Genomic DNA, 23024 nt, shown 5'->3' on the forward strand with positions numbered 1-23024 from the left:
CTCTCCAAAGGTAGAATATAACATTCTAAAAATTATAAAAAGACTCTGAAATCCATTGATTTCAGAGTCTTTAAACGTATTATTTCAAGTTACCAGGAACTGATTTAGTCAGTCTGCCTGAATTAGCGGCTGCTTGTGGAGAAACAGCTGGACGCAAGATTTTCATACTTTTCACCTCCTTATTATGCTGTTTTAGTTAATTGAATTAGATAGTTTTTCATTTCAACATGTTACTCGGATATCGGTTTTGTATTTTGTTGCCAGATTAAATTTAGTACCCGTTTGATTTTCCTTTTCTCATACGAGCATGGGCGTTTACCAGTTCTGATCCGATAGAGCGGACAATGGTTTCCTTGACAGGCTGGTCGGAAAAAGCATGATTGGCAAACTGCATCTTTTTCTTCTCCAGATGTAACCCAAAGAGCCAATTTGTCATAATCGATTTCCATCGAACCATCTGGTAATAGAAACCCCACTTTATTAAATTCCTCATCAAGAGAGCAGGTACACTTATACAACTGTCCGTCGGCGCCAATTGCAAATGAATGCGGTTTAGCAGCATAACAAACAGAGCCTGTCGGCATTAAGGCCGACTCAATACTTGAACTCATATTAAGCCCGTTGTTCAAGCCAAATTCAGTGAATTCCCAAATTTTCGTTTCGGCTGTTCGGCTATCGCAGATTGGTAAATCTCCATCATTTGCACCGCCCCACCGACCAACAGGGCGAGTGAAGATTTGGAAGCGTGGATCATCACCAAACAAGCTGCCAAGATAGGTTAGAAATTGTGGGATTTCATCTAAGTTTGCTTCATCAAAATTGATGCGAATAAAAATTTCATAGTCCTCATCAATTTGCTTAATGGCTTTCAAGTTATTAATAATTTGGTCAAATGTTTTTCCGCCACCTGCTAATAGCCTACGAGAATCATGTATTTCAGCAGCCCCATCTAGGGTGATCATATAGCGACGCACATTCCAATTCAATAAGGAACGAAAGGTATCTGCTGTTAAATGATATCCATTTGTAGACATCTCAGCGGTGTAATTTAGGTTGTGTTTCTCTACTGTCCTAAGTATGGACTCACTTAACTCCTGAATGACATCCAAGGCAAGCAACGGCTCTCCGCCAAACCAGCTGATGTTCAAATGCTGTAATGAACTACCTTTTTGTTCAATATATCGTTTGAAGCCTTCGCGAATTTCTGGTTTCATTTTTCCTTGTGGAAAGGTTTGGTAGCAATATGTACAGCGAAAATTGCATGCTTCTGTTGGAAACATGATCAAGTGCATTGTATCAGTTCGATGAAGGGATTGATGAAGAAAACTTGCCCTCATATCCTCATCAACACTTTCAGGAACAAGAAATCCAGACTCAGCTAACGGTTTTAAGCTTTCAGGTAAGTCTTGAATCCCTTCCACTTTTAGTGCAGCCATTACTTCAGGCTTTTCCTCAACTGAAATAGACGCAATGGCCCCAGTGTAACTATTATAAAGAATAAGCTCTCCGTTATCGACTTGTGAAATCGCATTGAAACGAGAAGGGAGCCACCGTTTTGAAGACATATATCCATACACCCTTTTTTATTTAGAATCAAAAGTAATTTTAGAGGTAAATATTTCTTTTTGCAGTGTCATTTATTACAGATGAACGTTTGTTTGTGTGTTGGGTTGATAATTTTTTTGAAGAAAGGAAGAACTATGGAAAATGCAATTTGTAGATATCTCCAACAACGGCAGATTGTGGAGCTGTTTTGTTGTCCAATTCATTATTTCAATCTAATAAAAATATTCGTGAATTTTATTAATCAAACGTTCGATTGAATTTAGGGGAGATCAATCATATTAAGGTTAAATTGGGATAAACAATTTTTCACCCTGAAATAGTCAGTTTGTTTCTTAGTATAATTTATTGGGTAAAAATAATAATGAAAAAAGTATCTTGGATCGTCTATAGGATACATTCTAGATTATGTCTGTTGCCTGTTAACAGCTTTTCTAATGAAAACGCTTGATAAATTAAATGGAATCATTTATCATTCTAATTACAAAAAACGGAAGGGTGACCTTAAAACAATGATCATTTAATCCTATTTTCAAAAGGAAAATTCGTAAAAAATTATACGATTCTTTTTTCTGGATAGGATTAGTCTGTACTTTTTTATTACAACCAATAAGATCATTGTGTCCCTTCCGTTAAGGATATTATGCTTTTTCTGATGTTGTATGGTACTGCCTCCTGCCCAGAAAAATCGTGCAGGAGGTTTTATTTTGGAAAAAAATAGTTCGGTAGTATTGAGTGGGAAGGAAGGACCTTCATCCACCCTATTTCGTAACCGCGTTTTTCAAGCAATTATTGTTTCAGGTTTATTTTTACAAATTGGGATTTGGATCCGTAACTTTGCTGTTTTACTATTTGTTATGGATGAGACGAATGGTAGTGCATTTGCGGTATCGATGATATCTGTTGCAGAGTTCGCTCCTATCTTCATTTTTTCTTTTATTGGTGGCACATTTGCTGACCGCTGGCTACCGAAGAAAACAATGGTTTGGTGTGATATCCTAAGTGCTATTTCTGTATTTGTTGTGTTAGTGGCGCTTGTATTTGGAACTTGGAAGGTAGTCTTTTTTGTCACCTTCATATCAGCGATACTCTCGCAATTTTCCCAGCCATCTGGTATGAAATTGTTTAAAATGCATTTGTCAGCAGAGCAAGTTCAGGCTGCAATGTCAGTTTATCAAACAGTCTTCGCGATATTTGTGGTTTTAGGCCCTATGATTGGTACATTTGTGTTCCAATCCTTTGGTATTAACATTTCGATTGCGCTGACAGGTGTTGCCTTTTTACTTTCAGCTGGTTCACTAGCATTCCTACCTAGAGATTACAAAATGGAAGAAGGGACCGAAACTTCTTTATTGCAAGAAATGAAAAGTGGTATTAAATATGTTTTAGGGAAGAAAGAATTAAGTTTATTAGGCCTTTGTTTCATGGCTGCAGGACTTGGAGTTGGTTTCATTCAACCACTTTCCATTTTCCTTGTAACAGAACAATTAGGCTTGCCAAAGGAAAATTTGCAATGGCTGTTAATAGTTAATGGAATTGGAATGATTTTAGGTGGAGCAGGTGCAATGATCTTTGCTAAAGCAACACCTCCCCAGAGGCTACTGGTATTCGGTATGCTTGTGAATGCTATTGGAATGGCTGTAATGGGGCTATCAACAAATCTTTGGATTACGCTACTTGCTGAATTTTTTAGCGGATTAACAATGCCCTGTATTCAAATTGGTATTAATACATTGATTTTGCAAAAAACAGAAGAGGCTTTCATTGGTCGGGTAAATGGGATTTTAAGCCCACTTTTTGCGGGATCAATGGTGATAACAATGAGTTTAGCAGGTATTTTAAAGGAACAATTTTCATTAGTAGCTATATTTGAAGCAGCTTCAGTTATGTTTATCGTTGGTCTGATCTGTATTTTACCAATATATAATCAGAAAATTAAAGAGAAGACGGAAATGGCGGGTTCTAAGATAAACTAAAGGCAGTTTTAATATCTAGTTTGTCTATAGGAATATGGAACAGATGGCTTGGGTAAGGAAAAGTGCATAGAAATAAGAAGGCGTGTAAAAATTGACATCAGTTTTTACACGCCTTTTTGATGGGAGTTTTGAATAATGGAATTTGAATATCCAATGCTCTTGAAAAATAAACTCTCTCTGCTATCAACCTGGTGAATTAATATGTAAATATAGCAATAAAAATCCTCTTTTTATTGAACGAACGTTTGATTAAATTTCATTTTGATCAGGCAACTCGTGTTCAGTTGGCTTAGACAATTTTCATGAATGGAATCCATATATTTTTTTAGAATAGAAATGAAATAGATTCAAATGAAGGAATGGTCAAAAGGTTAAATGAATATTTTCCTGCTATTATTAAAGTTAGGTAATTAACGTGGTCAATAAGAAACACAAAGTGAGGATGATAGTGACTAGTACTTTTCTAAAAAATAGTATAGTCGTCCCACGAAAAGTGGTGGGAAAATTCGGTATATTTAATCATGTTAATTTATGAACATACGAATATAATAGAAGTACACCAAGATTTTTTAACCTAAGGTCCGTTAAAAATTTTCGGCTTTAGGAGTGTGAAGATAATATGATGAGAAATATTGCCTTCGCTTTATTGATTGGTGGTTTGGTAGGGATTGTTGGACATGTGAGAAAAAAGGGAAAGATCGTCAAACCAAGAAAAACGAAAAAGTTTATTTATTTGGGATTTTTGGAAGAAGTCTTGATGGGTGCCTTATCTGCAGTCCTATTAGTAATTTCATCTGATGTCGATTCTCTATACAAAGTTGTCTACATTTCAATATTGGCAGGTATTGGCGGAGATGCTGTCTTGGAGGAATTGAATGTTTTCCGTACAGATCAAAAAACAGCAATTCCAGAAGACCGGAAAAAAGACGCATAAATAGAAATCCCCCTCCCAAAAACTAAAGGGAGTTTTTTTTGTTTAAATGGAAAATAAAGTACGAGTATGTTCATTGGGTTAATTACATTTTTATATCGAGACCCAAAATCGGTTGGGCAACAATAAAAAGGGTCTTCATCAATGCGATGAAGGCCCAAACTCGGTTGGGCAACAAGAAAAAGGGCCTTCATCAAGGCTATGAAGGCCCAAAATCGGTTGGGCAACAAGAAAAAGGGCTTTCATGAAGGCAATGAAGGCCCAAAATCGGTTGTGCAACAAGAAAAAGGGTCTTCATGAAGGCAATGAAGGCCCAAAATCGGTTGGTCAGCAAGAAAAAGGGCCTTCATGAAGGCAATGAAGGCCCAAAATCGGTTGAGCAGCGAGAAAAAAGGCCTTCATCAATGCAATAGTGTAAGTAGAACGTATATTATTTTTCTGCATGTTACATTTGTGATAATCATACGTCTTATCAATTAGAAAGATGTAGCAAAACAAACATGGGAGAGGTTCCATTGAAACTTCAATTTCTAGAGATCTATGATCACTATTTTAATGATGTGTACCGGTATGTGTTAGTGAAGACAGGAAACAAATGGGATGCAGAGGATATTGTCAGTGATACATTTCGAAAAGCATATGAGAAGTTATCTTCTTTGAAAGATGATTCGAACCCGAAGTCATGGCTAATGTCCATTGCCAGAAATAATGTAATTGATTTTTATCGAAAAAAGAAAGGAGTTTTAGTTGGAGATGATCTGGAATCCTACTTATCTCCGATTCCTTTCGATGATCCACTTGACCAGTCGGATGAACTAGTTTGCTTGAAAAAAAGCCTTGTACATTTGTCGAAGGAAGACTTAGAAATTGTCAATTTACGCTATTTTGCAGGATTAAAGTTTAAAGAAATGGCTGATGTCTTAAAAAAAGAAGATGGTTCTCTTCGTGTAAAATCTAGCCGAATTACAAAAAAAATCGGTATTCTCATAACAAAATGTTTGGGGGAATTATGATGGAGGAAGAAAAAGTGGTCGATGTTCTCTATCAGGTGCGTGACCAAATTAAGGTTGATGAAACGCTAAAGGTAAATCTTCGCAAGTCTTTTAGAAAAAAACGCAAACCTTTATGGAAAAGAGTATGGATGTACAGTGCGGTAGCGGCGATTATCCTTTTTTCCTTTTTACTCGTTGATTTTAAACCAAAACCAGTTGATGCAAATGTCTTTAAGATAACGAACTCTCTTTCTCTTCTTAATATAGGAAGTGGAGAGATAACAGCCATGACCCATCATAATGGAAATCTGTATATATCTCTTCCTAAAAAGGGTATTTTTATTTATACACAAAAGGGTCTTGAAAAAATAAGCAAAGAAATGGCTGACGATATGTCTATTGATGCAAATGGGAAAAACCTGCTAATTTCAGAAGAAGGATCTGTGGCTTTGCTTAATTTGAAGAAAAACCAGAAAAAAATCCTGCTTGGAAGTTCATCTTCAATTCGCTACTCCCATCCAATTTGGAAAGATGATCAAACGATATATGCTGTCCAGAATAAGGAAGGTAAAGAGCAGATAATTGAATTTGATCTGCAAACCCAAAAAGAAAAGGTGGTAACTAAGGGTTCAATGCCTGCTTATATAGTAAAAGGCAAGTTACTTGTGTTTGAACGAGACGGGAAAATCATGAGCCTTAATGAAAGGAACGGTGCAGCAAAGGAAATAGATAGAGGCATAAATCCTGCAATATCACCAGATGGCAAATTTATATCTTATGTGAAAGCAAGCAATGGTATCGAAGATGTTTGGGTGACTGATATTGATTTAATAGCGAAAAAGAAGATTACAACCAACCCTGTTGCCAAAGAAAAAAGCTTATACCAATACTCTTCGCCTGAATGGAGCTCAAGTGAACGCGGATTATTTGTTGTGAAGCAACGTTTGGCTGATAAAAATAGCCCCATGCAAATCATGAAAATTAACTTAGGCGAAAAAGAACTAGATGCGAAACAAACTGTGAACCGCTTTTTACAAGCAGTAATTGTGCGAGATGATGACTATGCAAAAACAATGATGAAAAATCCACCAGAATTTTTGACCATATCAAATCCGCATCAATCAGGCTATCAGATTCTAAGTTCTAACAAAGAAAAAGATGGAGTTGTTCATGTCAAAGCAGAAGTAAATTGGAGCTATACTGCAAATCCTTATTATAGAATTGCTACGTATGATTTTGAATTGATCCACGGCGGAAATGGGTATGTAATTAGCAAAGTAACAGAATTAGACAGCAAAGAAGTAATGCCAGAAATCAATTCGGACCATGTTCAACTGATTGAGGGAGATAAGAAGGAGACGCTCTTTTCCTTAAGTGATATCCCTCAAAAAATGATGAAGGATTCAAATTATCGGCTAGCTACACTCGCGCTTGATCAAAAAGGAAATAAGATCCTTTTCACAGTGCAAGAACTGCAAGATGGATCAAATCAAGCGGCTGTCAATTTATTATCTTACGATCTAAATAGTAAGGCATTCACTTTCCTTGATAGGGTTGAATCCATTGATGGTCATAAAAATATCGGCGTTTCAGCAATGTCCTTGTCTGGATCGGGAAAATATATTGCTCTTGATCTATTTTTAGATGAACCTCCTTTTTCACCATATGTATATGTATATGATATTCAAGAAGTTGAGCAATTAAAGCAATTTAAACTGGCCCATTCCGTATTTTGGCAGGGAGAGCAGTTGTTTATGCAAAAGTTGGCAGATGACCAGTTTATGATTCTGCAAAGATTTGACCCTACGGTAAAAACAAAATGATATATAGGGGCCTGTTCCTGATAACATATGGGATAGGCTCCTTGCTATTTACTCAAGTCCTATGGAATAATTATTTTTGAGATTTGAAAACTTTCCAAAGTCGATATTCCTAGATTTTTAAAAAGAAGGGACTTATTTATGACCAAGCCAAGATCTTCTAGATTGAAGCCTCTCTTTTATTTGATTTTATTCCTATCTATAGTTGTGGTTGTTGTTTATGCTTTTTTAGATAATGGAGCTCTGAAGCATACAGAAAATGAAAAACCGATAACATTAGCTCCTGCAAATAAAAAACCTTCAAATCATGATGCATTGGTAAGCGAAACCTTTTCATTATCTAAAGAAGGAAAAATTAAGGATTGCTCCTTCATTTCAGGACAGACAAATAGACAGGAAGTAAATCATACATGGGGAAAACCCTCACAAACAACGAAGACTGTAAACAGCAAATACGAAGAGTATTTAAATCACGATGCTGTTGTGGGTTATCAGGGTGAATTGATGAATGATCTTAGGTCTTATGATCAAGATTTACAAAACATTCATTTTAATGAGATTAAAAAGGTGGGTGGCGAACCTAATGAGGTTCGGTATTTCAAAGATAATACCAATGATCAAATTATTCTTATTTACCATGTAAATTCTTCATACGATTTAAAATGGATTTTACCAAAACCATCAAATCAGGAATCAAATCCAAAAGTGGATCACATTTCTGTATATGCACTGATAAAAAATCAGCCTAGTCAAAGTCAATCCGATCACCAAAAGAACATATCAGAAATGATTGCAGATATGAGTTTAGATGAGAAAATTGGGCAGATGATTATTGCTGGAATCTCAGGAACTACTGTTGATACAAATGCACAAAAGTTAATAGCTCAAAGCAAAGTTGGTGGATTCATTTTTTACGCAAATAATTTAGTAAATCCACAGCAAACGGTGCAGCTTCTGAATCAAATGAAGTCAGAAAATGTTCCAAACCCATTACCTCTGCTGCTAAGCATTGACCAAGAAGGTGGCAAAATTTCAAGGCTTCCTGGGGGATTTATTAATTTTCCAACCAATAAAGAAATTGGGTCAATCAATAATTCTCAGTTTTCTTATAAAGTTGGGACTTTATTGGGTAGTGAGTTAAAAGGATTTGGTTTCAATCTTGACTATGCTCCAGTTCTTGATGTTAATAGTAATCCCAAAAACCCAATTATCGGGGATAGGTCATTCGGAAACAATCCAGAAATCGTGAGTAAGCTTGGAATTCAAACCATGAAAGGCATTCAATCGCAAAATATTATTCCAACAATTAAGCATTTTCCGGGGCATGGAGATACTTCCGTTGATTCTCATCTCGAACTTCCAATCGTGTATAAAAGCCTGGCGGAACTAAAGAAACTTGAGTTAATCCCGTTTGAACGTTCCATTAATAGTGGAGCAGATGTTGTTATGGTAGCTCATATTCTACTTCCAAAACTAGACGCAAAATTTCCTGCTTCCATGTCAAAAAATATTATTACCGATATCCTAAGAAAACAACTTCATTTCAATGGAGTAGTGATTACAGATGACATGACAATGAAAGCAATCACAAACCATTATAATATTGGTAGCGCTGCAGTAGATTCTGTTAAAGCTGGTAGTGACCTTATTTTGGTTGCCCATGATTATAACAAAATAAAACAAACCATTTCTTCTTTGAAAACGGCGGTTCAAAAAGGAGAAATTTCTGAACAAAGAATTAATGGCAGTGTCAGCAGAATTATTAAGTTAAAAAGGAAATATCAAATCAACAATACGAAAGCCGGGAATACAAATATAGGGAAGATGAACCAATCGATCAAAAATCTGCTTGATGCCTATACAAAATAACTCCAACTGGAAAGTGTTCCTGTTCCTCATTGCGTCGTTTTATTAAACGTAGTGGGGGGCTTTTTTTAGCTAGGTAGATAAATTCTGCTAGCGCATAAGGGCAACTACGCCTAATCATCGCTCTTAGGGGCTCGCCAATCGGCGAGATTTCTTTATGATTCTAAGAATAATATTTTGATACAAAACAATATGAATCCCTCTAAAGGTAAATAATTTTAGCAATTCTATAATCAGTACCTTGCATTGAACAATACTAGGTGTTATATTGTATTCCAAGGTATTAATTAAAGAGAAGTACCATATAATGATTAGTAGTGAAATATAAAAATGAGGTGATTCAACCTTGAACGTGCAGTTTAAAAAAGGTGTTTTAGAACTTTGTGTTCTCGTGTTATTGGATAAACAAGACCGATATGGTTATGAACTAGTTCAAAGAATTTCTGACCAAATTGAAATTTCTGAAGGCTCTGTGTATCCATTATTAAGAAGGTTAACAAAAGAAGAATACTTTACAACTTATTTACAAGAATCGTCAGAAGGCCCTTCACGAAAGTATTACAAGTTAACAGACAAAGGAAGAGTATATCTTCATGAACTTATGAATGAGTGGAGAGAATTTTCAAATGGTGTAAATCAATTAATAAAAGAAGGTGTGAATGTTGACTAAAGAACAATTTTTAAAACAATTAGACTCATCTTTAAATAGGCTTTCTACTGCCGAACGTCAGGATATTTTACAGGATTATAAAGAGCATTTTGATATTGGATTAGAATCAGGGAAAACAGAAGAACAAATTGCATCTTCGCTTGGCTCCCCAACTCAAATTGCAAAAGAATTACTTGCTGAATATCATCTTGAAAAAGTAGAGGCAAAGGCAAATTCAGTGAATATTATTCGCGCAGTATGGGCGGCAATCGGATTAAGCTTTTTCAATTTAGTGATTGTTCTTGGTCCATTTATCGGATTAGTGGGAGTTATTTTTGCTGGTTGGGTTGTAGGGATAGCGTTTATTTGTACTCCTTTGCTTGTATTAATCAGCGCAGTTATGAACCCAGAGACATTTAAATTTTTCGATTTGTTCTTTTCAATTGCCCTTTGTGGCGGTGGTCTTTTACTTTCCATTGGTATGTTTTTTGCAACAAAGGCGATATCAAGAGGGTTTGTTCGTTACTTGAAATTTAATGCAACACTTGTGAAGGGTGGTTTGAAACGTGATTAATATCAAAAGAATTTCGATCGTTGCACTTATTCTTTTAGTAGTTGGGACAATTGGAAGTTATTTAACCTTTCGTGAAAATTATAGGACGGCTACAGTTCTAAAAGAAAAGGTAATAAATAAAAGTGTTACAGCAATCAACATTAATACTGATAATACTGGTATCGAAATTATACCTACGAAAGGCACAACAACGAAAGTAAGGGTGTATGGTAGGAAAACACCAGACATCAAGCAAACCTTCTCGGCAAATTTGGAAGAAAAAGCACTTTCTATCCAACTAAAAGAGCATCAGGTAAAATTATTTAACTTTGACTTCTTTCCAGTATCATTTTTATTGAAAGTATATGTTCCGGAAAAACAGTATGAATCGCTACAGATTAATAATGATAATGGGCAGGTTAAAATAGGTCGGCTAAACGTCAAAAATTTGAAAGCAAAGACAAACAATGGAGAAATGGAATTTAATCATATCAATGCAATTAATGTCGATTTCCGAACAGATAATGGAGCCATTCGCTATCTTGGACAAATCACTGGAAAAGTAACAGGGAAAACAGACAATGGGAAAATTTCATTTGTTACACCAAATATAGATTACCCGATTCAGTTGCGGTCTGATAATGGGAGTATTACTATTCATACAGATAATGAACCTACGAATGTGACCTATGATGTCCATGTAGATAATGGATCTATCAATATTTTTAACAAATATACAAGCAGTTCCGTTATTGGTAAAGGTGATAATATGATTAAATTAACGACAAACAATGGGAAAATTAGTATAACAAAGTAGTGGATTTGGAATTAAATAAATATAAGGCTGTGTTGATGTTTCCGAGATTAACACAGTTTTTTTGGATTAATTAAATAAAAATTTTCATTAATTTACCTATTTTCAAAATAGATCACTGAAGTCTCCATAATAAACTATTATTATAGTGGTAACGAGGAAGAATGGAGTGATAACGCATGAACTTAATCATTTGTTCACAGGACCTATCATCATATTTAGAAGAAACAGAGATCATCAACTTTCGTCATCCAAGCGTTAGCAAAAAGATAGCGGAAATTCAAAAAACAGGGAAAAACAAACAGGAATGGGCGCAATTAGCTTTCAATTTTGTTAGGGATGAGATCCAGCATTCATTTGATTCGGATAGCACGCAGATTACGATCAGTGCATCAGATGCATTAGAGTATCTTGAAGGAATTTGTTTTGCAAAAGCGCATCTTCTAGCTGCAATGCTCAGAGGCATGGGAATTCCAACTGGTTTTTGCTATCAGCGGGTCACAAGAAAAGGAACCCCTGACTCGGGGTATGCTCTGCATGGGTTAAATGCTATATATTTTGCTGAAATCGATACTTGGTTCCGTGTTGACCCTAGAGGAAATAAACCGGGGGTTACTTCTGAATTTAGCATCACTCCAGAAAAACTGGCATATCCTATTCGAACGGAATTAGATGAAATAGATTACCCGTACGTGTATAACAAACCCTTGGGAAAAGTAGTTTTATCCATGGAAGAGTCAATTGACTGCAAGGAGTTATTTTTTAAACGGCCAGAGTTGATCTAATCTTGAGAGCAAATCTGTAAGATTTTAATTAACACTAAATATGCTCCCTCAGGAGGGATATTTCTGAAAAACACCAAACTAAGGATAGTATGGATTATTCCGAATGTTTTTTGTTATATACTATTAATTGGGTTAACTACATGGGTTGTGCATAATAGTGAAGGATTATATGAAATTCATAGATTATCAATTTACGTACTATTTATGTTATTGTTTTTCCTTGTATCCGTATTCGGTAGTTATCGAATATGGAGCTGGATAAAAGATGGGAAAATGTAAATTGCTTTTATGATTGGTCGAGAACACTCGTGGCTTCAGTCATGAGAGGCTCAAGGGTCAACAGTATTCTCATTACTAATGGGGTCGGTTTCTGACTACTTTAGTGTATGGAGTGTTTTTGTGCTATCAGGATTCTTTCTTTTGGTTGTTAGTTTTCTGTCTTTTAAAAACAACCAATTATTTGTGAAAACTGAAATTTATTGAGGATAGGGTTGTGAAGCATGGAGGAGTTGTTGTTATAACAATTCCTCTTTTTTATCTAATCAGGATTTATATCCATAAATTCTGCTCGCGTATAAGGGCAACTACGCATCTGTCATCGCCCTTAGGGGCTTGCCAATCTGCGAGTTTTCTTTATTATTTAGCAACAAAACTTTTTTGTCACTCAACAGTCTAATATATATAGAGAAGTGGGAAGTAAGGGGGGAAAAGCTTGGATAATGATATTCAACTCGTCCAAAAGGCGATTGATGGGGATGATGAAGCTTTTTTGAGTTTGATACAAACCTATAAAATTGATTTATATAAAACGGCGTTAGCCTATTTAGAGAAAAATGATGAGGCGATAGAAGCAATCCAAGAGGTAACATTCCGTGCTTACCAGAGAATTCATACACTTCGGGAAGCATCGTATGTAAAAACATGGCTTATTCGGATCATGATTAATTATTGTAATGATCAGCTAAAAAAGAATAAGAGAATGGTATTAGGTGATGAACTTATTAGCATGCGAGGGGAGTCTGTCGACCATAACGGGATGGAGCTTAGAGATGCAATGACAGGCTTGGATACTAGGTCCCGTGAAATCTTGATCCTAAAGTATTTTCATGATCTTAAAATCAAGGAAATAGCCGATGCGATGCAACGTCCAGAAGGAACGGTAAAGACGTGGTTAAACAAAGCTTTAAAGGCACTTCGGGAAAAGCTTGAAGAGAAGGGAGGGAACCTTAATGTTTGATAATGAAGAAGAAAAACTGACAAATTATAAAAAAATATACGACAACATTCCAGTTCCACAAGAGTTAGTGGATGACGCGATTCTGGCTGGGTTTCAAAGAGCAAAATTAGCTGAAAGGTGGAAACCGCGAAATAAGGGATGGAAATATTGTCTTACCACCGTCGCATTATTAATTATTTTCTTTGCATCCATCCGTCTTTCTCCTGCGTTTGCCAATTATGTAACAGTCATTCCTGGAATGGAAAAAGTGGTTGAATTAATCCGGTATGATAAAGGGATGATGACGGCTATTGAACAAGATTACTATCAAAAGATCGGTGCTTCTGACGAAAAAAGTGGATTGAAAGTCACTATTGATGGAGTGATTGCTGATGAAAATGGGTTAGAAATTTTTTATACTCTTCAATCCCAAGAAAAGCAAAAAAAGCTAACGGTTGAAGAACCCAAGTTAGAATCCTTTGATGGAAATAAGGTGGATTTTGGCACTGCTTCATTTGACACGTTCCATACCTCTGAAAAAGGCCAAAAATCATATAGTGGAAGGTTTGAGTATTTTTTTGAAAAGCCATTTAAGACTAAAAAGCTAAAACTCAATTTAAAAGTAAAAGGTGATAAAATAAATGGGGATTATACTATTCCTTTTTCACTAAAAAAGGATATTCAAGCTAAGAAAACATACGAACTCGATAAAACGGTCACTATTGAGGGGCAAAAGATCACTTTCTTAGATGCAACTGTCTACCCATTGAGAGTGGCTGTCCATGTGAAAATGGATTCGAAAAATTCTAAGAAGCTATTAGAATTTGAAGACTTGAAACTTGTTGATGAACACGGAGAGACGTGGAATAAAATTTCGGATGGTGTAACAGCAAGTAATATTTCTGAGGATGAAAAAGTGATTTACTTACAAAGCAATTACTTCCGTAAGCCGAAGGAATTGTATCTAGTGCTTAATAAAATTCAAGCAGTTGACAAAGACGAGGCATCTGTTGTTGTCGATTTGGAAAAGAAACAAATTTTGAAGCAGCCAAAGGGGAATATTTTGAGTGATGTGAAGGTAAGTGAGAACAATCTTGTTTTTAGAGTAAAAACCAAAAAGGAATTCCATTTTACTCCTTTTGGTAGCATCAAAGACGGAAATGGAAAAGATGTGCAATCCAATTCATCTACCATCCTCTATTCAGATAAAGGAATAGTTGAATTAGGAGTTACCATTCCCAAATTAAAAGAACAAAAGAACCCCATTTCCCTCATGCTCGAGTTCTTTCCGGCATGGATTGAGGGAGATGCGAAAATCAAAATAAAATAATCAAAAGGGCTGTCTCTTAACATTTTCGGAGGCAGTCCTCTCTTTTTATAATATGATAAAGAATAACTAGTATGCTTTGCATGATCAGATAGATGGGAAAAGACCAATACATCTTATATCCTTTGTCATAGTGAAACAATCCAATTTTAACTGCTATCCATTCGATTAACAAACCAATTGCAGACCAAATGAGTATGTAAAAAAAATTTTTATGTCCTTTAATTTTAAACTTTACATAAAGATACATAAAGAAATAACCATAAGGTCCGTTCATTACATAATAGAGGAAGTCCATTAGTTGATAGCTCGAAGAATCATTCACATCATAAAAGTCCCAAGGTCGAACGCTAACTGTATGATCATAGAACATTACAGCGACTATCCCGTATAGATAATATGCAGTACCCTCTGTTTTTGAAAAAATTCTTGGGACTATCCAAACAAGTATATTAGATACAATTAGACTGATGATTATGAACCATTCATTCCAATCAAATGCTTTTTCATAAATAATGTTCATATTAGACTCCTTTAAAAATTACAACTAAATGCTTTCCTCTCAAGTTGGATTTTCAGATTCACTTATGCGACCATGCGCCCCTTTTCCATACATAACTATCCTTGCTACTCCTAGACCGATTAAAAGGTAAGCACAATTTACAATAGCTGCATAGAAAAAATTCCATTTTACATATTCTATTACTCCAAAGTAGATTAAGAAATATTCAATTCCCTGCAAACACGCTAAAAAGAAAATAAAATAATGAGCTTTTCTTTTTCGAGTGGATCCGAGAAATGTATTTATGAACATGAGCACAAGCGATGGAATCATTACAATTTTATACAAAGGAACCACAATAAATAAAAAAGGATCTTGGGTTGTTTTAAACATTTTAAATTCCATTGTCATAATGGTTATGTAATTTGTTGTTATGAGTATCAAAGCCATAAATACAATTGAATTCTGTAAAAATGAATATTTCTTGTTTTGAAAGAAGAAAAAGTAGGAAATGACAATAGCCAATATGGCTGAAAAAGGAAGTACCATAAAATCACCCTTATTATTCTATAATTTCTAGTATTCCGTTGGAAAATAAGGATATACCCATTATTTTTCAATAAAGGGGAATGTTTTTATCCAGCTAAGCAGAATTTATATCCATAAATTCTGCTAGCGCATCAGGGCAACTACGCCTAATCATCGCCCTTAGTGGCTCGCCAATCGGCGAGTTTTCTTTAGCTAATAAGAAAGTTTAACTTAGCTAATGTATTAAAGGATGTTCTGAGCGTTTTATTATTAATCAACACTTAAATCGCATAAGGGCAACTAGGCAATCGCCGGCGCTAAGGCTTGGCGCTAGCCAAGTTTTCTTTACTGTGGGACTCCTACTGTTGATTTGCTTTAAATTATATTATTTAGATTAATAAAAGGCATTTCCATTGCAGATAATACTACCGAAAAGAGGTGACTGCTTTGGAACTAATACACCACCCGCAGCTTACTGCCTCAGAGTTAGCGACTTTGTGGAATACGTATATGGCAGATACGATGGGGAAATGTATGCTCATCCATTTTAAAGAGACTGTTGAGGATAAAAATATCGAAGAAATTATCGACATCGCTTTACAAATTGCCGAAGATCACATCATTACAATTACAGAATTATTTCATAAAGAACAAATACCCATACCTCATGGTTTTGATGAAAATGATATAAATAGAAATGCTCCAAGGTTGTTTTCGGATGTATACTACTTGCGCTATTTGGAACATATGGGGAGAACGGGTTTAACTACATATGCTCTAGCCAAAGCAATATCAACTAGAAAAGATATTCGAGAACACTTTAAATTATGGTACGAACAGACTGAACAAATGTATGATTTGGCAACGGACTTAGCATTGGCTATTGGAACATACGTGAGATCTCCCTATATTGATTATTACAAGGAAGTTCAATATGTTGAAAACAATGACTTTTTAGGTAGTATTTTTGGCAAACAACGTTCCTTATTAGCAATTGAAATAGCACATTTAGGGACAAATATCGAAGTATGTCATGTGGGACAAACCCTGTTAATGGGATTTAGTCAAGTCGCAAAGTCTAAAGAAATACGGCACTTCCTGCAGCGTGGAACTCAAATTGGGAAAAAACAAATTACTATTTTCTTTGAAATTTTAAAAGATAGTAATACTTCATATCCATCCACTTGGGATGCACTTATTACGGGTTCAATTGAGCCGCCATTTTCCGATAAATTAATGTTGTTTCAAGCCAATTTATTGAGTGCCATTGCTATTGCAGACTTTGGAGCGGCTATTAGTGGAAGTGTTAGAAGAGATATCGGAATTTTATATGCAAGATTGATGGCGGAACTTGGAAGCTATGCTGAGGATGGAGCCAAATATTTAATTAAACAAAGATGGCTAGAAAAACCACCCCAGACACATGATAGAGAATACCTGATTAATCGAGAGTAACATAGTAGTGACTGTCCACTTCATTTATGGACAGTCTCTAAATTTAAGTATCTTATTTATTATTCATTTTTGAAGTGAAATACGAACATACATGGTAATCAAACGTTTGATTGAATTGCTCTGAAACCAACAATACCAATAATTTACTAGGGAGAATTGAAAAATTAATGAGTAGTGATTTGTTATTTTAACATAAATCGTTATTTGACCATCCTTTTGATTTGAATTTAAAAATTGACTTTGGAAGAACCGAAATAGGGCAGTCAAAATTATATAAGGGAGCTAATAGAGACTGTCCTTTGTATCTAGGGACAGTCTCTTATTATTTAGTCTAAAATCAATTGGTAAAAATCAACATGTTGCCATTCACCAAATTTAAAACCAACTTCTAGAAAACGTCCTACGAAGCTAAAGCCGAATTTCTCATGAAGCTTTACACTCGCTATGTTTCCACTTGAAATACCTCCAATAAGCGTATGAAACCCGAGTTGTCTTGTTCGGCCAACCAGTTCTTTCATTAGAGAGGTTCCGATTCCTTTTCCACGGTGTTCTCTTGAGAGATAGATGGATAGTTCTGTTGACCTTGAATAGCCAGGTTTGTCTCTATATGGAGATAGGCAACAGTAACCGACAACGAGATCATCTATTAGTGCTACAATGAGGGGGAATCTACCGCCGTGTTGTTGAAACCAAACTTTTCGTTGCTCGAGGCTGTGTTCTTCTAAATCAAAAGTGGCTGTAAGATTTTTAACTGCGTCATTGTAGATTTCCAACATTGTAGGCAAGTCATCGATTACTGCATCGCGTATTTTGATCATTAGGCTCATCCTTTTTTGAATAATGATACTTCTGATCAATTTAATTTGCTATTCTAATTTAAAAGGGTGAAGGAACGTGAGGGGGAGGAAGCATGTTTGATAGATACGAGAAAATTTCAGAAAAAAATAAAGACTACAATGGAAAATTCTTTACCGGAGTTAAAACAACTGGAATCTATTGCCTTCCTTCCTGCAGTGCGAAAACGCCGAGAAGAGAAAATGTTGAGTTTTTCGATACTATCCTTTTGGCTGAGGCAGCAGGATATAGGCCATGTAAAAAATGTTTTCCTACTGTTTTTGATGTGCATTGGAATGATTTTAAAAACTATATTGAAATTATCCCACCAGAGGAATTTAGTTTTGAAGAATGCTTAGTATATTTAAATCGCTCTGATATAGAATGCCTTCATAAGGTGAAAAATGGAGAGGTATTGAAATTTGTAAGATTTGGGGAATGGGATGTTCTTCTGGGAATGAGAAAAGATGGACCAAATATTCGCGTCTCTTTTTTAAACAGAATCCCGCCCAAATGGGTAAGAGCAAAGGCGGCAAAATATGTCTGGGATATGTTTGATTTACAGACCAATTTAGAACCCTTTTACGAATTGGCCACACATGATGACATTCTTAAAACATTGATAGCCCGATATAAAGGTCTTAGAATCGTAAAAATAGATGACCTCTTTGAATGCTTATGTTGGGCGGTGATTGGCCAACAAATCAATCTGAAATTTGCGTACACTTTAAAAAAACGCCTTGTAGAAAATCATGGTGGAAAACTTGATTTTGATGGGGATATGTATTTCACTTTTCCTTCTGCGGAAGTAATTTCAATGCTTCAAGTAGAGGATTTGAAACAACTTCAATTCACGACAAGGAAAACAGAATATTTGATTGGGATTGCCCAATTATGTGCAGATGGTATTTTAAAAAAAGAAGAACTTAACCTGGAAAAGGACTATGAAAAGCTAAAAAAGAGGCTCGAATCCATTCGTGGAATTGGCAGCTGGACCGCAGATTATACAATTATGAAATGCTTCAATCTTAACAGTGCCTTCCCACTGGCAGATGTAGGGATTCACAATGCATTAAAAGGGATACTTGGGCGGGATCACAAGCCAGCCCTTCATGAAATACAAAAGTTTACTGAAGGCTGGCGAGGCTTTGAAGCTTACGCTGCATTTTATATATGGAGATGGTTATATGACTGACAAATATTATGGATATTACGAATCATCAGTGGGACTCATTGAGGTTGTTTGTACGAAAGAATGGGTGCTCTCGGTTTTGTTTGTAGATAAAAGAGCTACTACCACTGATTCGACTGACTTATTAGAGGAGGCATTACTCCAACTTGAACAATTTTTTAAAGGAATGAGAAAAGAGTTTACTTTGCCGTTATCATTGAATGGAACTGAATTTCAAAAGGGTGTTTGGCAAGAGCTACTGAATATTCCCTTTGGTCAAACGTTGTCTTATAAAGATTTAGCAGTAAAAATAGGAAATGAAAAAGCAACAAGAGCAGTTGGGAATGCAAATAGTAAGAATCTTATTGGTATTATTGTTCCCTGCCACCGTGTAATTGGCTCGAATCAAAGTTTAACTGGCTATTCAGGGGGACTGGAACGGAAGCAATGGCTTTTAGCGCATGAAAGGAAATGTTTATAAAAGTAATATAGAGTTGGAACTATCTTCTATTAAGGCTCTTTCTTAAACTTTGTTACTATTCGATACTAATTTGCAGGTTCTTACAAGTTTTACGGAATATATTATGGTCAAGTTGAGAGAGAAAAGAGCACGATACTAAGATTAATTCGGGCTCTATCCATTTGTACGTAAAACAACAATCTATGCGAAAACAGCCTTTATTAATTTGCTATTCGTCTATTTTGTCGTAATAATAGGAAGATATAAGAGTTATATCAAAGAAAGTAGGGTTTTTTTTGTCAGATTTTTTATCGTTAGGAATTTCAAAAAACGTAAGCGATCTTCTAAAAGTGAATGGAATTGTCTCACCAACACCTATCCAGGAACGGGCAATCCCTGAGGTTATGGCGGGTCAGGATGTAATTGCTCAGGCACAAACAGGTACAGGCAAGACCTTTACATTTGTATTACCAATTCTTGAGAAAATTGATCCAAATTTGGAGCATGTACAAGCACTAATTGTCACTCCTACAAGAGAACTAGCACTACAAATTACGCATGAAATTGAAAACTTTTTGGAACATATAGAGGATATTCGGGTATTAGCTGTTTACGGCGGCCAGGATGTTGAAAAACAATTAAAAAAGCTAAAGAAAAACGTACAAATAGTGGTCGGAACACCGGGAAGACTTTTAGATCATATTCGCAGAGAAACGGTTCAATTATCGAAGGTTTCATTCCTTGTCTTGGATGAAGCTGACCAAATGCTCCATATTGGATTCCTCCGCGAGGTTGAAGAAATTATTAATGAAACACCTGCAACAAGGCAAACGATGTTATTTTCAGCAACCATTTCAGATGAAATCAGAAAATTAGCCAGAAGTCATATGAAAAATCCTAAAAATATACAAGTTGAAAAAACACAGACACCAGCCATGACAGTTAATCAAGTAGCCATTCATTCAACTGATCGGGGAAAACAAGCACTACTTATGCAATTAATCGAAACACATCGCCCATTTTTGGCATTAATTTTCTGCCGAACCAAGCGAAGAGTAAGTAATCTTTTTGAGGCTCTGAGAGCAAATGGTTTTCAATGTGATGAATTACATGGAGATTTATCGCAGGCGAAAAGAGAAAGAGTAATGGAGCGGTTTCGGAAGGCTGAAATGCAACTTTTGATTGCTACGGATGTTGCAGCAAGAGGTCTAGATGTTGAAGGTGTTACCCATGTGTATAACTATGATATCCCACAAGATACAGAAAGCTATATCCACCGGATCGGGAGAACTGGACGAGCAGGAAGTATAGGTCTTGCAATTACGTTATATGCAGAAAAGGATTATCAGGCATTAGAATCAATTGAAAGAGATTTAAACATTACGATTAAAAAACAAGACAGTGAAGGCGGAAGCGCTAAGGAACCGCAACAAACCGATTCTCGGCAAAACCGTCAGAGAAAGCCAAGTGAGAATAGGAATGGAAGACAAGATCGCCGAGGTAGATTAGGAGAAAACAGGCGTGCAAATCAGGGATCCAGAGAAAAAACAAACGAGAATAGAAGACCAAGACAGGATCGTGCGGGAAGACCAGAAGAAACTAGAGGTCAAAGGCAGGATCGTGTGGGAAGACCAGGAGAATCTAGAGGTCAAAGGCAGGATCGTGCGGGAAGACCGGATGAAACTAGAGGTCAAAGGCAGGATCGTGTGGGAAGACCAGAAGAAACTAGAGGTCAAAGGCAGGATCGTGCGGGAAGACCAGGAGAATCTAGAGGTCAGAGGCAGGATCGTGCGGAAAGACCAGGAGAAACTAGAGGTCAAAGACAGGATCGTGTGGGAAGATCGGAAGAAACTAGAGGTCAATGGCAGGATCGTGCGGGAAGACCAGGAGAAACTAGAGGTCAAAGGCAGGATCGTGCGGAAAGACCAGGAGAAGCTAGTCGGGCAAAACTTGGTCGTCCCGGAAAAATGGTGGAAAATAGAGGATCGTTTGCGAGCAAAGAAAGACCTCAAAGACCTGATGGAAACCGTAGCGATCAATCAAAAAAACCTACAGAAGGTCACAACCCAAGACAGGTGCGTACTGGTAGATCTTCTGATGAATGGAGTTCATCTACATCCAGTAGATCCAACGGAAATTCAGGACCAAAACGAGGGTCATTCGGAGCAGGAAAAAGTAAAAAAAGAAGATAGGTACGGATTCTCCACTATGGCAATACTTTAAATGAGTGGGGGACAGTCCCCAAGAAGGATGAAAAAATGAAAATAGAAATAAGCTTAAAAGTGAAATCAACATTCGTGAATAAGTTTAAAAGTGGGTATCCGCTTATTACTAAAGAGGCCATCATCAAGCTTAACGATTTAGAAGAAGGAGCGATCGTTAAGCTTGTCGATGATCAGAACAGGTTTATTGCAAAAGGATATTATGGGAAGCAGAATAAAGGATATGGTTGGGTTTTGACGAGAAATGAACTCGACCAGCTTGATCAAAGATTTTTTACGGATAAGATAAGGGTGGCTATTGATTACCGGAAGTTATTTTTTCAAGATAAAGAGACAACAGCGTTTCGAGTTTTTAATGGTGAAGGCGACGGGATTGGCGGCTTAACCATTGACTACTTTAATGGCTACTACTTACTAAATTGGTACAGCAAAGGAATTTACCATTTTCGCGAATACATTATCAATTCACTGAAGGAATTGGTGGAATTCAAAGGAATATACCAAAAAAAGCGATTTGATGAAAAAGGCAAATACATCGAGGAAGATGATTTCGTAGCTGGTGAACGAGGACAATTTCCGATGATTGTAAAAGAAAACGGTGTTAACTTTGCGATTTACTTAAATGAAAGTGCGATGGTAGGTGTCTTTTTAGATCAGCGGGATGTAAGAAGAACAATTCGAGACAAATATGCAAATGGGAAGAACGTTCTTAATACGTTTTCCTATACGGGTGCTTTCTCCGTTTTCGCTGCTCTAGGTGGCGCAACGAAAACAACGAGTGTTGACCTTGCCAATCGAAGCCGAAGTAAGACAATAGAGCAATTTGGTATAAATGGAATTGATTACGAAGCACAGGATATTATTGTGGAGGATGTTTTCAATTACTTTAAATATGCCGTGAAAAAAGAGCGCAAGTTTGATATGGTGATCCTCGATCCACCAAGCTTTGCAAGGTCTAAGAAATTTACTTTCAGTGCTGAAAAGGATTATAAAAACTTGTTAAAAGAAGCCATCGCTATTACAGAAAAAAATGGAACGATTGTTGCCTCCACAAATTGTAGCTCGTTTGGAATGGATAAGTTCAAAGGATTTATTGATGCTGCATTTAAAGAGTCTGGGGAAAAGTATAAGCTTTTGGAGGAGTTTTCTCTTCCTACTGATTTCAAAACTAGTAAGGAATTTTCAGAAGGAAATTATCTTAAAGTTGTGTTTATTAAAAAGCAATAAAAACACAGGTCAACAATACTAGCGAGTTTGCTTGTGGGGATGAAAAACAGGCTATGAAGGCCCTTTTTCATGTTTATCAACCGAATTAGGTCCTTCATAGCTCTGATGAAGGCCCTTTTTCATGTAGATTAAC

Annotated in this window: 21 protein-coding genes; 17 read left to right on the forward strand and 4 right to left on the reverse strand. The window is 36.2% G+C overall.

The features are described 5' to 3' along the window. Positions 1-230: 230 nt before the first annotated feature. Positions 231-1565: a radical SAM/SPASM domain-containing protein gene (locus RCG20_RS13525; protein ID WP_308180652.1), complete on the reverse strand. Its 1335-nt coding sequence runs from the start codon at positions 1563-1565 to the stop codon at positions 231-233. A gap of 660 nt (positions 1566-2225) precedes the next feature. On the opposite strand from RCG20_RS13525, the gene RCG20_RS13530 reads away from it, so the two are divergent. The 12 genes from RCG20_RS13530 (at position 2226) to RCG20_RS13585 (ending at position 14495) form a co-directional block, all read left to right on the forward strand. Further along, the gene (locus tag RCG20_RS13530) at positions 2226-3539 is read left to right on the forward strand and encodes an MFS transporter (RefSeq protein ID WP_374120470.1); all 1314 of its coding nucleotides are present in this window, start codon (positions 2226-2228) and stop codon (positions 3537-3539) included. A gap of 619 nt (positions 3540-4158) precedes the next feature. Continuing rightward, on the forward strand, positions 4159-4473 hold the full coding sequence (locus RCG20_RS13535) for a DUF4257 domain-containing protein (protein WP_308180655.1): 315 nt from the start codon (positions 4159-4161) through the stop codon (positions 4471-4473). Positions 4474-4511: 38 nt separating this feature from the next. Continuing rightward, positions 4512-4718 (forward strand): hypothetical protein, encoded by a 207-nt coding sequence (locus tag RCG20_RS13540; RefSeq protein WP_308180656.1) that lies wholly within the window; start codon positions 4512-4514, stop codon positions 4716-4718. A gap of 267 nt (positions 4719-4985) precedes the next feature. Beyond that, positions 4986-5483 (forward strand): RNA polymerase sigma factor, encoded by a 498-nt coding sequence (locus RCG20_RS13545; RefSeq protein ID WP_308180657.1) that lies wholly within the window; start codon positions 4986-4988, stop codon positions 5481-5483. After that, positions 5483-7285: a hypothetical protein gene (locus RCG20_RS13550; protein WP_308180658.1), complete on the forward strand. Its 1803-nt coding sequence runs from the start codon at positions 5483-5485 to the stop codon at positions 7283-7285. Before RCG20_RS13545 ends, RCG20_RS13550 begins: the two co-directional genes overlap by 1 nt. Positions 7286-7423: 138 nt before the next feature. Then, positions 7424-9151 (forward strand): beta-N-acetylhexosaminidase, encoded by a 1728-nt coding sequence (gene nagZ, locus RCG20_RS13555; RefSeq protein WP_308180659.1) that lies wholly within the window; start codon positions 7424-7426, stop codon positions 9149-9151. Positions 9152-9494: 343 nt separating this feature from the next. Further along, the gene (locus RCG20_RS13560) at positions 9495-9818 is read left to right on the forward strand and encodes a PadR family transcriptional regulator (protein WP_308180660.1); all 324 of its coding nucleotides are present in this window, start codon (positions 9495-9497) and stop codon (positions 9816-9818) included. Continuing rightward, a complete protein-coding gene (locus RCG20_RS13565) occupies positions 9811-10371 on the forward strand; it encodes a DUF1700 domain-containing protein (RefSeq protein WP_308184345.1) in 561 nt (186 codons plus the stop codon). Before RCG20_RS13560 ends, RCG20_RS13565 begins: the two co-directional genes overlap by 8 nt. Further along, complete coding sequence (locus RCG20_RS13570) at positions 10364-11167, forward strand: DUF4097 family beta strand repeat-containing protein (protein ID WP_308180661.1); 804 nt, start codon at positions 10364-10366, stop codon at positions 11165-11167. The genes RCG20_RS13565 and RCG20_RS13570 overlap by 8 nt, the downstream gene beginning before the upstream one ends. 176 nt (positions 11168-11343) lie before the next feature. Further along, complete coding sequence (locus RCG20_RS13575) at positions 11344-11949, forward strand: transglutaminase-like domain-containing protein (RefSeq protein ID WP_308180663.1); 606 nt, start codon at positions 11344-11346, stop codon at positions 11947-11949. Positions 11950-12661: 712 nt separating this feature from the next. Beyond that, positions 12662-13186, forward strand: a complete 525-nt coding sequence (locus RCG20_RS13580; RefSeq protein ID WP_308180664.1) for a sigma-70 family RNA polymerase sigma factor — start codon at positions 12662-12664, stop codon at positions 13184-13186. Beyond that, positions 13179-14495, forward strand: a complete 1317-nt coding sequence (locus RCG20_RS13585) for a DUF4179 domain-containing protein (protein WP_308180666.1) — start codon at positions 13179-13181, stop codon at positions 14493-14495. The genes RCG20_RS13580 and RCG20_RS13585 overlap by 8 nt, the downstream gene beginning before the upstream one ends. A 16-nt stretch (positions 14496-14511) precedes the next feature. Here RCG20_RS13585 and RCG20_RS13590 read toward each other — a convergent pair whose 3' ends face one another. Next, entirely contained in the window at positions 14512-15015 is a 504-nt protein-coding gene (locus tag RCG20_RS13590) for a CBO0543 family protein (protein ID WP_308180667.1), read from the reverse strand. Positions 15016-15054: 39 nt separating this feature from the next. Further along, positions 15055-15543 (reverse strand): hypothetical protein, encoded by a 489-nt coding sequence (locus RCG20_RS13595; RefSeq protein ID WP_308180668.1) that lies wholly within the window; start codon positions 15541-15543, stop codon positions 15055-15057. A gap of 426 nt (positions 15544-15969) precedes the next feature. On the opposite strand from RCG20_RS13595, the gene RCG20_RS13600 reads away from it, so the two are divergent. Then, positions 15970-16977, forward strand: coding sequence for a DUF3231 family protein (locus tag RCG20_RS13600; protein WP_308180669.1), 1008 nt, complete (start codon positions 15970-15972; stop codon positions 16975-16977). A gap of 326 nt (positions 16978-17303) precedes the next feature. On the opposite strand, the gene RCG20_RS13605 is transcribed toward RCG20_RS13600, so the two are convergent. Further along, a complete protein-coding gene (locus RCG20_RS13605; RefSeq protein ID WP_308180670.1) occupies positions 17304-17795 on the reverse strand; it encodes a GNAT family N-acetyltransferase in 492 nt (163 codons plus the stop codon). A 92-nt stretch (positions 17796-17887) separates the two neighbouring features. Here RCG20_RS13605 and RCG20_RS13610 point away from each other — a divergent pair, with 92 nt between their 5' ends. From RCG20_RS13610 to RCG20_RS13625, 4 genes are all read left to right on the forward strand, one after another. After that, a complete protein-coding gene (locus RCG20_RS13610) occupies positions 17888-19006 on the forward strand; it encodes a DNA-3-methyladenine glycosylase family protein (protein WP_308180671.1) in 1119 nt (372 codons plus the stop codon). After that, the gene (locus RCG20_RS13615; protein ID WP_308180672.1) at positions 18999-19463 is read left to right on the forward strand and encodes a methylated-DNA--[protein]-cysteine S-methyltransferase; all 465 of its coding nucleotides are present in this window, start codon (positions 18999-19001) and stop codon (positions 19461-19463) included. Before RCG20_RS13610 ends, RCG20_RS13615 begins: the two co-directional genes overlap by 8 nt. 275 nt (positions 19464-19738) lie before the next feature. Continuing rightward, the gene (locus tag RCG20_RS13620; RefSeq protein ID WP_308180673.1) at positions 19739-21634 is read left to right on the forward strand and encodes a DEAD/DEAH box helicase; all 1896 of its coding nucleotides are present in this window, start codon (positions 19739-19741) and stop codon (positions 21632-21634) included. Positions 21635-21700: 66 nt separating this feature from the next. After that, positions 21701-22891, forward strand: coding sequence for a class I SAM-dependent rRNA methyltransferase (locus tag RCG20_RS13625; protein WP_308180674.1), 1191 nt, complete (start codon positions 21701-21703; stop codon positions 22889-22891). The last annotated feature ends 133 nt before the right edge of the window (positions 22892-23024 follow it).

Source organism: Neobacillus sp. PS3-40 (assembly GCF_030915485.1).
Lineage (GTDB): Bacteria > Bacillota > Bacilli > Bacillales > Cytobacillaceae > JAUZPL01.